The following is a 17250-nucleotide window of genomic DNA, read 5'->3' as shown; positions in this document are numbered from 1 at the left end:
ACGATCCTTAATAGTGAAATTAAATGATAATCATTATCATATTGCTATCTATATGTTGTGCTTGCAAGTAAAAAAATAACTACATGATGTAAAAATGGGCGGAACATCCTTATTCGATGCGATTTTTTATTAGGCATATATTTAATATGGTTGAATTGTTATTGATAAGCGTTATCATTTGATTCTCGGTTAATACCTAAGAGGTATAAAGCATGGTAAGTGACAGAAAAGGGGTAGAAGAGTTTAATATTCAAGATCAGAGTTGGTCTGGAGTAACCACAACCCCTTGTGCAGCAAAAAGGATTGTTGAGTTATCAAAGTCAGATATGATCGTTCGTTTTTCAATTAAGGCATCGGGTTGTACTGGGTATGCCTATGTGATTGAGCAATCTGAAGTGCCACAATTTGATGATGTAAAGTTTGAGTCTAATGGTTGTGCTTTCTTCGTCACATTAAGTGCGATGCCAATAATTGACGGAACTGAAATTGATTTTGTGCGTCAGGGATTAAATCAATCTTTTATTTATAACAATCCTAACGTTAAAAACGAATGTGGTTGCGGTGAAAGTTTTGGAGTTTAACCGATGAGTAAACCCGACATTCAGGCTGACATTAAGCAGGTGATAAACCAAACAAACTACAAAGAAGGTTTTTATACCGACATCAAGAATGACACGCTTGAAAAAGGCATAAATGAAGATGTGGTTCGTGCGATATCAGCGCGGCGTAACGAACCAGAATGGATGCTAGCGTTTCGTTTATCCGCTTTTGAACAGTGGCAAACGATGGAAGAACCTCACTGGTTAAAAGCGGAATACCCAGCACTCGATTATCAAGATTACAGTTACTATTCTGCGCCAAGTTGCGACTCTTGTGACACTGAAGAGAAAAGCGACGCGACTAACGCGTTCTTAACTGAAGAAGTGGCGGATGCGTTTGAGCAATTAGGCGTCCCTGTACGAGAAGGTTCTAATATCGCGGTCGATGCCATATTTGATTCTGTGTCAGTCGCCACGACGTATCATCAGCAACTGAAAGAGCAGGGCATTATATTTTGTTCGTTTAGTGATGCGATTCAAGAATATCCTGAGTTAGTGCAGCGCTATTTAGGCTCGGTGGTCTCTATTGAAGATAACTTTTTCGCTGCGCTTAATGCTGCGGTCGCCTCTGATGGTACGTTTATATACATTCCTCCTGGTGTGCGTTGCCCGCGTGAGCTGTCGACGTATTTTCGCATTAATCAAGCTAAAACGGGGCAGTTCGAGCGCACTATCTTGATCGCAGATAAAGGCGCTTATGTAAGTTATATCGAAGGCTGTTCAGCGCCAGTTCGAGACACTTATCAGCTCCATGCTGCGGTGGTCGAAGTGATTATTCATCAAGATGCCGAAGTGAAATATTCCACAGTACAAAATTGGTTCTCCGGCGAAGAGGGATCGGAAGGCGGCATTTTAAATTTTGTGACTAAACGTGCGATTTGTGAGGGTGCAAACAGCAAAATGTCGTGGACGCAATCTGAAACCGGCTCGGCAATTACTTGGAAATACCCAAGCGTTATTCTAAAAGGTGACCATTCCGTCGGTGAGTTTTTCTCGGTAGCGCTCACCAATGGTTCGCAGCGAGCAGATACAGGAACCAAAATGATTCACATCGGTAGACATACCAAATCGACTATTATCGCAAAAGGTATTTCAGCAGGAAAAAGTGAAAACAGTTATCGTGGATTAGTGAAAGTGTTACCAGGGGCTTATGGTGCACGCAATTTTACTCAGTGTGACTCCATGCTCATTGGGGATCAGAGTGGTGCTCATACTTTTCCCACCGTTGATGTTCGCAACCCAAGCGCTCAAATAGAGCACGAAGCCACTACCTCTCGTATTGGTGAAGACCAGTTATTTTATTGTGTCCAGCGCGGTATCAGTGAAGATGACGCTATCTCAATGATAGTGAATGGATTCTGTAAGGATGTGTTATCTGAATTGCCACTCGAATTTGCGGTGGATGCACAAAAGCTTCTTTCTATCAGCCTTGAACACAGTGTGGGTTAACTCATTATGTTAGAGATTAAAAATTTACACGTTAGTACTGAGGATAATGACATCCTCAAGGGCATTAATTTGACCATTCTTCCCGGTGAAGTACATGCCATTATGGGGCCAAATGGCTCTGGTAAAAGTACCCTATCTTCGACCCTTGCAGGGAATGATGCCTATGAAGTAACGAAGGGAACAATAGTGTTCGGCACTAAAAACCTAGTTGAACTGGATGCAAATGATCGGGCGGGAGAAGGTGTCTTTTTGGCTTTTCAATATCCAGTGGAGATTCCAGGTGTCAGCAACCGTCTGTTCTTACGAACGTCATTAAATAGTATTCGACAATATCAACAGCGACCAGAGCTGGATCGCTTTGATTTTGAACATCTACTAAAAGAAAAAGCGCAACTGCTCAAAATGCCGCTACACCTTTTGGATCGTTCTGTGAATGAAGGTTTTTCTGGAGGAGAGAAGAAACGTAACGACATTTTGCAAATGGCCGTGTTAGAGCCCAATTTATGCATTTTGGATGAAACGGACTCGGGTTTGGATATCGATGCACTAAAAGCGGTGTCTGAAGGGGTCAATGCCCTGCGTGATGGGCAGCGCTCCTTTATTGTGGTCACACACTACCAACGTATTCTTGACTACATCAAACCCGATTTCGTACACGTTATGGTTGATGGCAAGATCGTAAAATCAGGTGATGACACATTAGTGAAAGAGCTCGAGGAGAAAGGCTATGGATGGATCTCTTGAGCATGAAATAACTGCGGTATTTTCGCAGTTACAAACGTCGACTCAATACTCTAAGTGGATGCAAGCTCATGGTCATTATAGAGGACCGTTTACTCTGCCAACAAGAAAGAGTGATGGTTTTCAGAAGAGTAAGGATTGGAAAGAGAGCGTGTTTGCAAAGATGATCGACGTGTTGTGGAGCAATGAGGGCTATCGGCTCATATTCATTAATGGGGAGTTTCATTCACACCTTTCAGACTCTATTGAAGGTGTTGATGTTTTGCGCTTTGAACAGTGGCATAACGAAATTTCCCCTTTGAATGCTATTGCAGAGTTAGTAGATTCGATAGCGAAAAGTGGTTTATGGATAAACGTACCCGCTAAGTTACAACTCGACAAGCCCATCTATCTTCTACATTTTAATGATGGAAATGCTGGTGAAGTGGCATCTGTTCGTCATCATATCAAAGTGAATGAACAGTCGTCATGTCAACTGGTTGAGCATCATATATCACTCATGGATGCGAACGGTTTGACGCTATCACGTCTGTCGATAGACATCGGTGATGGTGCTCAATTTGAGCATGTAAAGTTAATTGAAGAGGGTAGAAACCAGGAACACTTAGCGCATAACGACATGATTATTGGGCGCGATGCAAATGCAAAAAGCAGCTCGTTCTTGTTATCGGGTCGCTTTATAAGTCATCAATTAAGTGGCGAGCTTTGTCATCCAGCGAGTGAGGTGAGTATAAACAGCTTAGTGTTACCCATGTCTGGAGAGTGTTTCGATACTCGCACCTTCCTACACCATGGTGCATCGCACTGCCAAAGCGAACAACTGCATAAAATTGTGGCCCAAGGTGACAGTTTGGCCGTGTTTGATGGCATGATTTACGTCAATCAAGTTGCGCAAAAAACGGATGGGCAGATGAACAATCATAATCTGTTGCTTGGTGACAAAGCACAGGTAAACACCAACCCCAAACTTGAGATCTATGCCGATGATGTGAAGTGCAGTCATGGTGCAACAATCGGTCAGATAGACCCAGAACAGGTATTTTACCTACAAGCTCGCGGGATTTCTAAGCCGTTGGCACAACAGATCATTATGAAAGCCTTTGCCGCTCAAGTGGGTGATCAAGTATCAATCGACAATGTGCGCCACTACGTATTACTACGGATTGAACAAAGATTGGAGAGCGTAAAATGATTAAAAGTCCTTGGCGCAGTGATTTCCCCATCATCAATAATATTCAAGATGAATCGCCTTATATCTACCTTGATAGTGCGGCAACCGCTCAAACACCGACTCCCGTTATTGAGCGTATGCAGCGCTTTTATCTTAATGAGTATGCAACGGTTCATCGTGGTGTTCATCGACTGAGTTCGCAAGCGACGGATAATATGGAACAAACTCGTCAGGATGTGGCTGATTTCATTCAAGCGAAATCCCGTGAACACATTGTATTTACCAAAGGCACAACAGAAGCGATTAATTTAGTCGCTAACACATTCTTACCGACATTTTCTCAGCCAGGCGATGAAATTATCATTACGGATATGGAGCATCATGCCAATATTGTTCCTTGGCAGCTTTTATCTGAGAGGTTGGGCTTAACCATTAAAGTATGGACAATGACCTCGGATGGCGAACTGTTACTCGATGACCTGCAAGCCATACTTAGCTCGCGAACCAAATTGGTAGCACTTACTCATGTCTCTAATGTTCTAGGTTGTATTAACCCCATTAAAAAAGCGACCAGCATTTCGCATCAATATGGTGCTGCAATTTTGATCGATGGCGCTCAAGGGATAATGCATCAAGCCGTAAATGTGTCGGATATAGGGTGTGATTTTTATACATTCTCGGGTCATAAACTTTACGGGCCGACCGGGATTGGCGTGCTTTATATGGCTAAAAAATGGGCGGAGTTGCTACCACCTTGGGAAGGAGGAGGAGCCATGATCGATCACGTTCAATTACCGATGGGAACGAGCTATCAAGCTGCACCATGGAGGTTTGAAGCTGGCACGCCAAATATTGCGGGTGTTTTAGGTTTAGGTGAAGCCATTAAATACATAAAACAGATAGGTATTGATACCATCACTCAATATGAAGAGGAGTTGATGTTGTATGCGGAAGAAAAGCTACAAAACATAAGTTCACTTAATGTATATGGAAACAGCAACAAACGTGTTGGTCTAATTTCATTCAATGTAGGTGTTCATCACGCTTACGATGTAGGCAGCTTTTTAGACCGTTACAGTGTGGCTATTCGCACGGGTCATCACTGCGCGATGCCGTTGTTAGCCAGGTTAGAACAAACGGCGGTGTGCCGAGCATCGTTTGGTTTGTATAGTGACAGTCAAGATGTGGATGTATTGGTCAACCGTCTGAATCACATTAWAAAATTATTAGGATAAGTCATGATATCAACAATGACGCCAGAAAAAGTCACCCTAAACTTTCGATGTTGTGTGGATTGGGAGGAAAAATATCTGTATTTAATTGAGCTAGGTGAGCGTTTCTGTACCTTATCAGAGAGTGAGCAAATAGATATTCATCGGCTTCACGGTTGTCAGAGCCGTGTTTGGGTCGTACTAAACAAAAATGAGAATGTTATTGAGCTAATGGCATGCAGTGATTCGGTGATAGTTAACGGTTTATTAGCGTTAATCGTCATTGCTTATGACAAAAAAAGCAGTGAACAAGTACTGGAATTTGACCTTAAATATTGGTTTGAACAATTAGAGCTTGAGCAGCATTTAACGCCAACTCGCGCCATCGGTATTGCGGAAATCGTAAAGCAAATACAATTAATGAGTGATGAATAGAGATGCTATTCCAGTGCTAATCGATTAGATTATGGCAATATTTGGTTTACAATAATCTGATTACCTATTACTAATCAGTATGGAATGCATTTATGAAGATGGTTTATAGCAACGAGAATAGCTTTTTTGTTAATAATGTAAAAAACATCATTGAAACTGATGGCATCGATGTATTTATTAAAAATGAGTATGCGCAGGGAGGAGTAGGGGAAATATCGGCGTTTGATTGCTGGCCGGAGGTTTGGATTGTTAACGATGTAGACCTTGACCGTGCGATGGAAGTGGTCACATTATCACAAAAACGTACGAACGAACCTGATTGGGTCTGTCAGCAATGTGCAGAGAAGAATGATGTTTCATTTGAAGTGTGCTGGAAGTGCAGTACTGCCGAGAATAATTAAGTCTCGGCAGGACCTTTTAAGCGAGGCTTCTATACCGCTACAAACAATTTTCTCTGGTGCGACAGATATTCATCGTATGTGCCTTGGAAGTTCACTAGCTTTTTCTCTTTTACGTCAATGATCGAGGTTGCAAGAGAAGAGACAAATTCACGGTCATGGCTAACAAAGATCAAGGTGCCTTCATAACATTTAAGCGCGTCATTCAGAGCTTCAATGGCTTCCATATCCATGTGGTTAGTGGGTTCATCCATAACCAGAACATTGATATCTTGCATCATTAATTTACCAAACAGTAAGCGGTTTTTCTCTCCACCAGAACAGTTCTTTGCTTTCTTATTGGCATCATCTGCAGTGAACAATAAGCGGCCTAAAATGCCACGCACCATTAAGTCATCATGCTTGGTGGTACGCCACTGTGAAATCCAATCGAAAATAGTTAAATCGTTGTCGAAATCGGCCGTGCTGTCTTGCGGGCAGTAACCCACAGAGGCATTTTCAGACCACTTAACCGTTCCGTGATTTTGCTCTATCTCTTTAACTAAGCAGCGTAGAAAGGTGGTTTTTCCTACGCCATTTTCGCCAATGACTGCTAATCGAGTACCGGCTTCTAGTAGTAGATTGCCTTTTTCGAACAGCATCTCACCGTCAAATCCGTGCCCTAGATTCTCTAACTCAAGGGCTTGGCGGTGTAATTTTTTGCCTTCACCAAAGTTGATGGAAGGGCTCATGCGACTGGTTGATTTCACATCGTCGAGTTTGATTTTATCCATCTTTTTAGCTCGAGAGCTTGCTTGCTTCGCTTTCGAGGCGTTAGCACCAAAGCGGTTAACGAAATCTTGTAACTCGCTAATCTCAGCGGCTTTTTTTGCGTTGCCTGCGAGAAGTTGCTCACGGATCAGACCTGAAGCTTCAAGGAAATATTCATAGTTACCAGGATAGATGCGCAGCTCACCGTAATCGATATCAGCCATGTGGGTACAGACAGAATTCAAGAAGTGGCGATCGTGAGAGATGATGATCATGGTACATTTACGTTGATTCAACTCTTCAGCAAGCCAGTTGATAGTATGAATATCCAAGTTGTTGGTTGGCTCATCTAACAACAGGATTTCTGGGTTAGCAAACAGGGCTTGTGCCAGTAACACACGCAACTTCCAACCTGGAGCAACCTGTTGCATTAGACCGAAGTGAAGTTCCTCTTCGATACCAGCTTGAATCAAAATATCACCCGCACGGCTCTCTGCGGTGTAACCATCCATTTCAGCGAATTCGCTTTCCAGTTCAGCAACCAGCATGCCATCCTCTTCACTCATTTCAGGTAGTGAGTAGATACGGTCACGCTCTTTTTTGATTTCCCAGAGCTTACGGTCACCCATGATCACAACATCGATAACGTTATATTGTTCAAACGCGAACTGATCCTGACTAAGCACACCAAGCTTATGTCCTGGGGTGATTGAGATGTTGCCAGAGCTTGGTGTCAGTTCGCCACTAAGAATCTTCATGAATGTTGATTTGCCACATCCATTGGCTCCGATCAAACCGTAACGGTTACCGTGGCCGAACTTAGCTGAAATGTTTTCAAATAAAGGCTCAGCGCCAAATTGCATGGTGATGTTCGCGGTTGAAATCAAAGAAATATTCCTAGGTATTTAGTTTGGCTTATCAAGGGTTCAGAGAAGCCAAATCAACAGAAGCAAAAGTGCGTATTATATAGGCGGCGAATTATACAGACTTATTGCAGAAAGAACAGATGTGAGAGCTAAGTCACAGAAGGAGATTTAAGAAGGAAAAGGGCCGGATTGAGGTAAAACCCAATCCAAGCATTGTTGTATATGGGGTGGTCTATCTTTTTGGAGGTTGACCATAGGTTTTAAATTTTTCTTGCATCAGTGTCATCTCATCTCGATCAAGAACGACCGGTTGACCAAAACTTGATGCGATGCAATGTATCTTGGCACAATGTTCAATCTCCTCTGCAATGTGAAAAGCGGCATCCAAAGTACCTGATCCTGTCAATAAGCCATGGTTAGCCAACAATACCGCTCTACGATCTTTCATTGACTCATAAGCAGATTCAGCCAGCTCTTGCGTACCGAAAGTTTGATATTCGGCGCAACGAACGTCATAACCAGAAAAAGCGACCAGATAATTTGAAGCGGGCAGTGATTGTCGTAACGTTGCAATCGCAGTGCAATAAGTCGAGTGGGTATGAACCACTGCATTGATATCATCACGACGGTCATAGAATATTTTATGCATGCCCCATTCACTTGAAGGTTTGCGAATTGAATCAATACAATTTCCCTCCATATCCATAATCACAACATCTTCAGGTTTGGCGGCAAAATAATCGACACCACTTGGACTGATGGCGATCAAATTTTGCTCTCTGTTATATATCGAAACATTGCCGCCAGTGCCAACGGTGAGGTTATGATTGACCAGTTTTTTGCACGTTTCAACAATCTCGATTCTCTCTTTTTCAAGCAACATAATGCATTCCTATAGCAAATTTTTTCTATTATGATCGTTCAGTGGATTTGAATCGTGTTGATAGACCACATTGCCTATCAACACATTAAGAGAAATAGAACGAAGAGTTATTTGTTCATGATGTCTGCAAACATGGCCTTTAAAGCGTCGTTGTTGGCTTCACAAACTCCTTTTTCTGTAATTAAACCTGTTATGAGTTCCGCTGGTGTTACGTCGAATGCGTAGTTACCACACTCTGTACCTTCCGGTGCCGTGTTAACAAAGCTACGGTGACCACTGGCATCAATGCCTTGCACATGAGATTGCTCTTTGCCACTGCGCTGTTCAATAGGGATCTCTTTTACGCCATCCCACACCGTTGGGTCGATAGTTGGAGAGGGCAATGCGACATAGAAAGGCACGTTATTAGCATGTGCAGCAAGCGCTTTTAGGTAGGTGCCAATTTTATTACACACATCACCACGAGCAGTAACACGGTCAGTGCCTACAATCACCATATCCACTTCGCCATGCTGCATCAGGTGGCCACCGACATTGTCAGCAATTAAAGTATGAGGAACCCCGTGACCACCCAATTCAAATGAGGTCAGTGCACCTTGGTTACGGGGGCGAGTCTCATCAACCCAGACGTGTATCTTGATACCCTCATCATGTGCTAAGTACATCGGTGCTAATGCGGTTCCCCAATCGACGGTTGCAAGCCAGCCTGCATTGCAGTGGGTGAGAATATTGACGGTTTCTCCCGGTGCTTTTGTGGCGGCGATTTTACGAATGATCTCTAACCCATTTAAGCCAATGCTGTGGTTAATTTCAGCATCTTCATCACAGATGATGGCAGACTCTTCATATGCGACGTGTTGACGATCTTGTTGGGAAGTTTGGCGCAAGCGTTGGCAGATTCGATTCAATGCCCATTGCAAATTGATTGCGGTAGGGCGAGTGTTAACTAACGTTTGATAAGCCGATTCAATTGAGTCATCACTGCTATCAACAGACATTGCGAAAGCCATACCGTATGCAGCCACACAGCCTATTAATGGCGCGCCACGTACTTTCATTGAGACAATGGCTTCAGCCGCTTGCTCCATGGAAGAGATGGTCAGAATTTCAAACTCGTACGGGAGTTTTTCTTGATTGAAAATGTGGATGCTGTTGCCATCCGTTGTTTGCCAAATAGAGCGATAATGTTTGCCGTCAATTTTCATAATATTTACCTAATCAGTGGGGTTATAGCTCGATTGCGGTGTCGAGTGCGAGTTCAATCATTTGGTGAAGCGACAGTTCTCGCTCTTCAATGGTTAGCATGCCACCATTTTTAATGTGATCGGTGGTGGTTAGAATTCCTAAGGCTTTTGCACCAAGTTCGGCTGCCACCGAGTAAAGCCCCGCAACTTCCATATCCACACCAATAATGCCGTATTTCTCTAGTACCTGAAAAATATCAGGATCCGGGCCATAGAACAGGTCACAGGTGAATAAATTACCCACTTTTACATTGAGTTGTTGTTTGCGTGCAGTGTTAACGGCAGTTTCGAGTAGGTGGTAGTCAGCAATAGCAGCAAAGTCGTGACCTTTGAAGCGCTCACGGTTCGCTTTAGAGTCAGTGCTGGCACCCATTGCGATCACTACGTCCATCAGTTGGATATCATCACTGACTGAACCACAAGAACCGATGCGGATTAAGTTTTTTACGCCAAAGTCTTTGATCAATTCATAGGCGTACATAGAGATGGAAGGGATACCCATACCATGAGCCATAACGGATAAACGTTTACCTTTGTACATCCCGGTATAACCAAGCATATTACGTACATTATTGACTTCAACAGCGTCTGTTAAATAAGTTTCTGCTATGTATTTTGCTCGAAGAGGATCACCAGGCATGATGATTGTTTCTGCAAAATCATTTGGGTTGGCTTTAATTGCTACCGCCATATTATGTTCACCTTAAGTATGTTGTTTTCTCCATTTTTAAATTTTGGGCTGACTTATTTAGTGATATAGGTCACATCTTAAAATGGAACTGAATCACTCACTGTATCGGTTACCTAAATGAGTTGATTTTCTATTTTATCATCCGTTATTTAGGGGTGTTGATTTTGAATTGAGAACCAGTCATGATCGATTGATTAATGGGGGAAGAAATGAGCAGTTCATCACGTAATTGGGCAGGCAAGTTATGAGAAAGTGTTTTGGTATGAATATTATTAATGGGTAAAAAATTATGGAATCAGTAATCAGTATTATAGGAATTATCGCCCTTTTTGGTGTTGCTTATTTGTTGTCTGAGAATAAAAAGGCGATTAATTTAAGAACCATTGGGTTTGCATTTGCAATTCAACTCACCCTTGGCGGCCTCATTTTATACTCCTCGTTTGGACAAAGTATTATTTTGACGATGGCCAATGGAGTCTCTGCTGTGATCGGCTACAGCAATGATGGTATTAGCTTCTTATTTGGTGGGCTGGTCAGCGATAAAATGTATGAGCTATTTGGTAGTGGCGGTTTTGTCATTGCATTTAAAGTGCTGCCAATTATCGTTTTCTTTTCATCATTATCAGCGGTCCTTTATCACATCGGCATTATGCAATTCATCGTGAAATGGATAGGGGGTGCGTTACAAAGACTTCTTAAAACCAGTAAAGCGGAATCAATGTCTGCGGCGGCAAACGTATTTTTAGGTGTGACAGAAGCCCCTCTTCTTATTAAACCTTATATGCCTAAAATGACCCGTTCAGAGTTGTTTGCCGTCATGTGTGGTGGTTTAGCATCGATTGCTGGCACTATGTTAGCCAGTTATGCGCAACTTGGCGTGAGGATGGAGTATCTTCTGGCTGCGTCATTTATGGCCGCTCCAGGTGGTCTAATGTTTGCGAAGATGCTGATTCCTGAAACGGATACAGTGATTGAGCTCGACTCAAAAGAGCTGGAAAAAAATCAAACGGCCAACATTATTGACGCGGCGGCAACGGGCGCTTCTAACGGTGTTAAATTGGCGATTGAAGTCGGTGGTATGTTATTGGCGTTTGTCGGTTTGGTTGCACTATTGAACGGAATGCTCGGTGGTGTAGGAGGTTGGTTTGGTTTTGATGAACTTAGTCTTCAGCTGATATTGGGTTATTTGTTTTCTCCTGTCGCGTGGTTAATGGGAGTTCCATGGAATGAAGCGACACTAGCGGGTTCATTTATAGGTCAAAAAATCGTAATCAACGAATTCTTCGCTTATATAAATTTAGCCCCCTATTTAAGTGGTGACCTTCTGGTTAATGCAACGGGCTTACCAATGTCAGAACGCACTCAAGTTATTGTCTCATTTGCTCTGTGCGGATTTGCTAACTTCGGTACGGTTGCCATCGCCATTGGTGGTATTGGTGGAATGCTTCCTGAACGTCGTTCAGAGATCGCTTCACTTGGCTTTAAAGCACTGATTGCGGGCATATTGTCTAATCTAATGGGAGCGACGATAGCAGGTCTGTTTTTTGGCCTAAGTTAACTCAATGACTCTTGATAAAAACCGTACCCTTATTGCGAAATAAATTAGAGATAAAAATATGAATACACAACTTCCGAAAGTGATTCTTCATGAGCATATTGAAGGTTCAGTAACACCAGAAATGGCTCTGATACTCGCTCAAAAACACAATGCGATATTACCTGACCACTTTTTATATCAAGAAGGGGAGTATGATCGAAATGAGTTTCCAAACGGACGCTACAATTACGATGAATCCGATTTTGGTGCCTTTGTAGCCACCTATGACACGGTTGCAGCCTTAGTTCGTGACCCTGATGATTACTATTTGGTTGTCAAAGATTACTTGTTACGTAATGCTGAGAAAGGGCTGGTTTATTGTGAAATTATCACGTCAGCATTTCATCTGTGTTATACCGAGGAACCAGATGGGACGGGTGAACTAGACAGCACTAAATATCACCAAATTATGGATGCCATCGAACGTGCTATCGCAGAAGTAAAAGTTCAATATGGTACGGAAACTCGCTTGCAGGCCTGTGGAGTTCGTCATTTGAGCCACGAGCACCTGAATCTAAGTGTCGACTTTATCCAGCAACAACCTAGAGCCATGATTACTGGTTTTAATATTGCGGGTAATGAGATGGCAGGTGAGTTCTCTGACTTTAGTTATGTGCATGAATTAGTCGGTAAAATCCCATTGGATAAATCGTATCATGCCGGTGAAATCTGCGGGCCTGAAAGCATTCACCAAGCCATAAAGTATGGTGCAAAACGCATCGGCCATGGTATTGCTGCGATTAAAGATGAGGCATTAATTGCTCAACTTATTCGCGATAATATCACCTTAGAAGTGGCACCAACGAGCAATCGAATATTGGTTGCTGAATTGAATCAATCTCTTGATAACCACCCGTTACGTAAATTGTATGAGAAGGGAGTACGGCTCTCTATTAATACTGATGATGCGGGTCTGTTCGGCACTGATATTGAAAAGGAATATCAAATAGCAGCAACCCAATTTGCATTCTCAAGAGTGGAACTATTGGATGTGACTCTGTGTGCGCTTGAAGCGGCATTTGTAGAGAGTGACCTTAAACAAGCACTGATTGAGCGAGTGTATCAGCAATTTAGTGAGCAAGATTGGAATGAGCTACGAGGGCTGTGTGCAACCTTATCACCAGGGGCTCTACAACAGCGCTTGGTCACTCGACTTCAGTTCGACCCATCGGTATAGGAACCCACCATGTTAAATGAAGTTTTATTAGCGGCATTATCTGGCTTGTTAGTCGGTGTTGTTTTTACTGCAGTGAAGCTGCCAATTCCTGCGCCACCTGTCCTGTCGGGTGTTATTGGAATTGTGGGTGTCTATTTAGGCTCGGTCATTTACACTAAATGTGTGACGATGTTTTTTTCTTGAGCAAGTATGCGACAAATTTAGAGTGGCGCTGTTTTAGGTTCATGAAAAATCAATAAATTAGGGAATACTTACTTATGTGGGTATTCCTTTTTTGATTGTATGAGTCAATTTAACCGCTCATCACTTGTTGAACATAGTTAAGTTGTTCATAATACTTTTTCAATAAGTAAATATATAAAAGATAAGGAGAATCAATGAATAAGGATATTACAATGGTTTTCCCTAAACCTTACAATGGAATACAAGTTAATTACTGTGTCTCAACGGGGTGCGAGAATTTTGGTCTGAGTGATCCGGCGTTGTACCAAGCGGTATATAACACCAAATCACTGAATATTTACTACTGTCCTAAATGTGGTGCTTATCCGCAGATTATTAATAATCGTTCTATATTCCAAACAATAGAGCATCAAAAAAAATACCACGCTTTGTCTCTGATTTCGTGTCCAAAAGGTGAATGTCCATCTCATGCTCTGGCTGTTCATGCTTATCCAGAACACTATCGAGCATTTGGAAAAACCAACTCATTGAAGCAGCGCTACCAATGCCGGTCGTGCAAAACGGTGTTTACCGATCAGCTCACCTGTTTGAATCCGCAAAGTGAAGCACAAAACGCGATTTTCTATGGCATGATGTACTCATTCGGCGTTCGTAATATCTGTCAAAAACTGAATATCACGGCTAAAGCATTTTACAAATTACAGCGGAGTATGGTGGATAGACTAAAATACATTGCACATGTCAAAGAAGAGGCATTTTATCAAAAAATTGAAGCTTGTAATTTGTCTACCAGTTATCAGTTTTTGGGTGATCAGCAGGGCGCGATGCTGGTTGCTACAGCCCATGCAGCAAGTGGATACATCCTAGGGTTTGATACTAATATCACCTCAGATATGGCACCTGAGTGCTTGCTTAATGTGGACGCTAAAACATCGACTAAACGCTCTATTGACGATATTGAACAAGGTGATTTGATGATGGATATTACCGCTCAGTATGAAGTCATTATGGCAAGAAAGAACTATTTAGATCCGACAAGTAATGGTCGAGCGGTGTCGCACTCCTATAAAGGTGTGTTATCTCAGCCGTATTTAGCCAGTTTTGCACATGCATTAGTGCTGAGAAATAAATTGCAGTACAAATCTCATCGTTACTACTTTGTTGAGCAAGATACCATGCTGAGGAATGCGTTCATGAATGCTTCTCTGCAAGATTTGATTCGTTCAGAGGACCATCTTTTCTACTTTAGAGAAAGTGGGCAAAAGATGGAGTGGTTTAATGAGCAAAGACTCAATATCCGACATGTAGGCTGGTGGAAGGATAAGTGGGGTTTTCTTTCTGGGGAGGATAAAACCAAAGCCGCTTGTCATATCAAAGGTCGAGATTTGTCGGTAGAGCAGTGGCAAACATTGTTACAAGATGCGAGTTTAGATGGGGTTCAGCATTACCTTGCCGCCGCAACAGAGTTCTTCCTGGGCTTAGGGACGACACTCAATGAGCAATCGTTTAATGACTGGTTGCATGTCTTTACCGGTTACTATAATTTCTGTTGGCCGCACCGAAATGGAAAAACACCCGCACAATTACTGGGTTTCTTTGACCGTCCAGTTACTCTAGGCGAACTGCTCAATGGTTTCGAATTAACTTAGGGCTTGGACACAGTCAAAGCCCTAAACATAATCTTATTTAAACTCACCGAGCATGTAGCGGTAAAATGATGGGTTTACCCATACTTTTGTTGGCACAACATCGTAGTTATCAGCCATCGAGCGAACTTGCTCTTCTTGTTTCTCTGCTGTTTCTGGTAGAGACATTAGATCAGCTTGATAATCACCCATCACCACACGGTTTTCAGTCAATACTTTGTAGTCAGCCATCTCGGTATATGAACGGTAGAACGGCTGCCACCATGACTCAAAAATTAACCCTTTCTCTTCAGCACTGTCTTTTTTCGCGTACTGGTTGATTAAGTCCATAAAGCTCTTTTTACGCTCTGCTGTTTGGAATTCAAAATCTAAGTTGTACTCTTTAACCACTGAGACCATTTTACCACTTTCAAGGGTCATCACTGGGTAGTTTGGCTCACCCCATTCCGGAAGGTATAAAAAGGCTGACGATTTTGGCGTAAGCTGTACCTTAGGGTTAAAGCTTTCACTCTTCATCAAATAAAGCAGCTGAACCGCATGTTGGATATTGTTATGGCCGTAACGGATCATTAAATCGGGGTTGAAGTTAGAGTCATCTTGAGTATCAATAACGTTATAACCTGTGGTATACCCGTTATCGATGAAGCTGTTTAGTAGATTTAATGTTTTGTTATCCTCGATGACACTTGAATCATTCCAGGTTTTTACAACACGTTCTACGAGGTTTGTGTCGGAAACATTACCGATATAACGTTCAGATTGATCGTTTTGATCAGTCACAAAGGCACTAAGTTTGCTAGAAAGCGCTTCCTTTTGGTCTAATTCTTTTGCCGTAATCACGCCCATATCAATCAATAAAGCATCTGCTTGTTTAGCGTCACTGATGCCTGTTGCTTTAACGATCTTTTCTTGGCTGTAAGTCAGTGCTAACTCATTAAGGTTAAGTGCGTCTACTGCTTTTTCTGTAGTCATCTCTGCTGCGTGTGATGACAAAGGAAATAGAGCTATAATAATGGCGGTTCTAATTAATTTAAGTTTCATTGTGATCCCTCATTCTTATCATTGTGAATGCAGTGATTTTGAGTCTTGGACGCTGCTAAAAATGTGATTGATGACATGTTATTAATTAAAAAAGCAGTGAAAGAAGCGTCTGTTATGTAAAATAATTATAGATGACCTGTAGTTGGCGTGCGCCTTTATTATAACAACTCATAAGGGTAACGGTTTTTGACGAGTGTGATAGGGGGATTGCAGGTGTTTGTTAAGCCTACTTTTCTTCATGCAGGATATTATCAATCATGCTAAAAATCAGTATGGCTTGGATCTATCCTGCATATTTTTTTGAGAGTAGCACTTCGAGTTTGCTATACTTTATCTGGCATTTAATTGCGTTTTAAACTCCCCATTAAGATGAGAAACTCTCACGTTGATGGCTTGGTTAACAGTATTAATGATTATAAATAGTTCTCATTATATTGGTTATGAACGAAATTGATAATTTTATCGTTTATTTTTTTTTGTGAGATATAAGAGAGAAAAATAGTGAAAAAAATGGAAGCTCCAATTGATATGAAGAACGGAGCTAGATTTAAAACAAATAAACATGRTTATGTGACAATTATAGAATATTATAATTGTCACACTGTAATCGTTGCATTTGAAAATACTGGAAACATTCGTTCAATTAGTGCCGCAAAGTTAAGAAGTGGTATTGTGCCAGATAGAACGGTACCGCCAGAATCAATAATGGTTGGTGAGAAAGTTGAGTCAATAAAACATGGCTGGTTAACCATTGTTCAGGTTGAATCTGAAAACATTGTTGTATTAAAAGATGAAAGAAACGAAGAGATTCGTATGCTGTTGCCGGCGGTTCAAAAGATGAAAGATAAATCAGAAGATATTGAGAGTAGAAAAACGGAATCGACAGCACCCACATCATTAGAGCAGTTAACCAAAAGAAATAAAAAGACCAAAGACGTAAATAGCTTATTGAAGAAAATACTCACCGATTACGGTCAATAACACGGTTTCAAGTCTCTTTAAACCCGTCCTTTAGCCAATATTCAATCTGGTTGCATATCAATTTTTATTTTTAATGATCTCGTTATGATTCCGCTAAAGATAGATCTGCGTCACAATCTCATTTTGACTTTGTGATGGGTGTCTGATTTGTGTTTGTGTCATTCCTTTATGATTCCCCTCATAAGAT

General features: G+C 41.8%; 17 protein-coding genes. 12 read left to right on the top strand and 5 right to left on the bottom strand.

From position 1 onward, the window contains the following. Window positions 1-212 precede the first annotated feature (212 nt). From L4C32_RS15290 to L4C32_RS15260, 7 genes are all read left to right on the top strand, one after another. Window positions 213-581, top strand: coding sequence for an iron-sulfur cluster assembly accessory protein (locus L4C32_RS15290; protein ID WP_428197760.1), 369 nt, complete (start codon window positions 213-215; stop codon window positions 579-581). A 3-nt stretch (window positions 582-584) separates the two neighbouring features. Beyond that, the gene (gene sufB / locus L4C32_RS15285) at window positions 585-2048 is read left to right on the top strand and encodes a Fe-S cluster assembly protein SufB (RefSeq protein WP_428197759.1); all 1464 of its coding nucleotides are present in this window, start codon (window positions 585-587) and stop codon (window positions 2046-2048) included. Window positions 2049-2054: 6 nt separating this feature from the next. Continuing rightward, entirely contained in the window at window positions 2055-2792 is a 738-nt protein-coding gene (gene sufC, locus L4C32_RS15280) for a Fe-S cluster assembly ATPase SufC (protein WP_428197758.1), read from the top strand. Next, window positions 2776-3981, top strand: coding sequence for a Fe-S cluster assembly protein SufD (gene sufD, locus L4C32_RS15275; protein ID WP_428197757.1), 1206 nt, complete (start codon window positions 2776-2778; stop codon window positions 3979-3981). Before sufC ends, sufD begins: the two co-directional genes overlap by 17 nt. Continuing rightward, window positions 3978-5195, top strand: a complete 1218-nt coding sequence (locus tag L4C32_RS15270; protein ID WP_428197756.1) for a SufS family cysteine desulfurase — start codon at window positions 3978-3980, stop codon at window positions 5193-5195. Before sufD ends, L4C32_RS15270 begins: the two co-directional genes overlap by 4 nt. A gap of 3 nt (window positions 5196-5198) precedes the next feature. Further along, window positions 5199-5606 carry a SufE family protein gene (locus L4C32_RS15265; protein ID WP_428197755.1) on the top strand — a complete coding sequence of 136 codons (408 nt, stop codon included), beginning with the start codon at window positions 5199-5201 and terminating at the stop codon, window positions 5604-5606. Between the two features lie 92 nt (window positions 5607-5698). Continuing rightward, complete coding sequence (locus L4C32_RS15260) at window positions 5699-6007, top strand: putative signal transducing protein (protein WP_428197754.1); 309 nt, start codon at window positions 5699-5701, stop codon at window positions 6005-6007. Window positions 6008-6036: 29 nt separating this feature from the next. Here the strand turns inward: L4C32_RS15260 and L4C32_RS15255 are convergent, their stop codons facing one another. The 4 genes from L4C32_RS15255 to deoD all read right to left on the bottom strand — a co-directional run bounded on the left by L4C32_RS15255 (window position 6037) and on the right by deoD (window position 10438). After that, window positions 6037-7641 carry an ABC-F family ATPase gene (locus L4C32_RS15255; protein ID WP_428197753.1) on the bottom strand — a complete coding sequence of 535 codons (1605 nt, stop codon included), beginning with the start codon at window positions 7639-7641 and terminating at the stop codon, window positions 6037-6039. A gap of 211 nt (window positions 7642-7852) precedes the next feature. Next, window positions 7853-8503 (bottom strand): L-fuculose-phosphate aldolase, encoded by a 651-nt coding sequence (locus L4C32_RS15250; protein ID WP_428197752.1) that lies wholly within the window; start codon window positions 8501-8503, stop codon window positions 7853-7855. A gap of 107 nt (window positions 8504-8610) precedes the next feature. Beyond that, window positions 8611-9708 (bottom strand): S-methyl-5-thioribose-1-phosphate isomerase, encoded by a 1098-nt coding sequence (mtnA, locus tag L4C32_RS15245; RefSeq protein ID WP_428197751.1) that lies wholly within the window; start codon window positions 9706-9708, stop codon window positions 8611-8613. Between the two features lie 22 nt (window positions 9709-9730). Continuing rightward, the gene (deoD, locus tag L4C32_RS15240) at window positions 9731-10438 is read right to left on the bottom strand and encodes a purine-nucleoside phosphorylase (RefSeq protein ID WP_428197750.1); all 708 of its coding nucleotides are present in this window, start codon (window positions 10436-10438) and stop codon (window positions 9731-9733) included. 289 nt (window positions 10439-10727) lie between these two features. On the opposite strand from deoD, the gene L4C32_RS15235 reads away from it, so the two are divergent. From L4C32_RS15235 to L4C32_RS15220, 4 genes are all read left to right on the top strand, one after another. After that, the gene (locus L4C32_RS15235) at window positions 10728-11996 is read left to right on the top strand and encodes a NupC/NupG family nucleoside CNT transporter (RefSeq protein WP_428197749.1); all 1269 of its coding nucleotides are present in this window, start codon (window positions 10728-10730) and stop codon (window positions 11994-11996) included. A 58-nt stretch (window positions 11997-12054) separates the two neighbouring features. Beyond that, window positions 12055-13212 carry an adenosine deaminase gene (gene add / locus L4C32_RS15230; RefSeq protein WP_428197748.1) on the top strand — a complete coding sequence of 386 codons (1158 nt, stop codon included), beginning with the start codon at window positions 12055-12057 and terminating at the stop codon, window positions 13210-13212. 9 nt (window positions 13213-13221) lie between these two features. Continuing rightward, a complete protein-coding gene (locus L4C32_RS15225; RefSeq protein ID WP_428197747.1) occupies window positions 13222-13395 on the top strand; it encodes a XapX domain-containing protein in 174 nt (57 codons plus the stop codon). Window positions 13396-13589: 194 nt separating this feature from the next. Then, window positions 13590-15044, top strand: coding sequence for a hypothetical protein (locus L4C32_RS15220; RefSeq protein ID WP_428197746.1), 1455 nt, complete (start codon window positions 13590-13592; stop codon window positions 15042-15044). A 33-nt stretch (window positions 15045-15077) separates the two neighbouring features. Here the strand turns inward: L4C32_RS15220 and L4C32_RS15215 are convergent, their stop codons facing one another. Continuing rightward, window positions 15078-16082 carry a hypothetical protein gene (locus L4C32_RS15215; protein ID WP_428197745.1) on the bottom strand — a complete coding sequence of 335 codons (1005 nt, stop codon included), beginning with the start codon at window positions 16080-16082 and terminating at the stop codon, window positions 15078-15080. A 510-nt stretch (window positions 16083-16592) separates the two neighbouring features. On the opposite strand from L4C32_RS15215, the gene L4C32_RS15210 reads away from it, so the two are divergent. Beyond that, entirely contained in the window at window positions 16593-17063 is a 471-nt protein-coding gene (locus tag L4C32_RS15210) for a hypothetical protein (protein WP_428197772.1), read from the top strand. The last annotated feature ends 187 nt before the right edge of the window (window positions 17064-17250 follow it).

Origin of the sequence: Aliivibrio kagoshimensis (assembly GCF_050337105.1) — a bacterium.
In the GTDB taxonomy this organism is placed as follows: domain Bacteria; phylum Pseudomonadota; class Gammaproteobacteria; order Enterobacterales; family Vibrionaceae; genus Aliivibrio_A; species Aliivibrio_A kagoshimensis.
The sequence above is the reverse complement of the archived record's forward strand: the minus strand, read 5'-3'. Positions and strand labels throughout refer to the sequence as shown.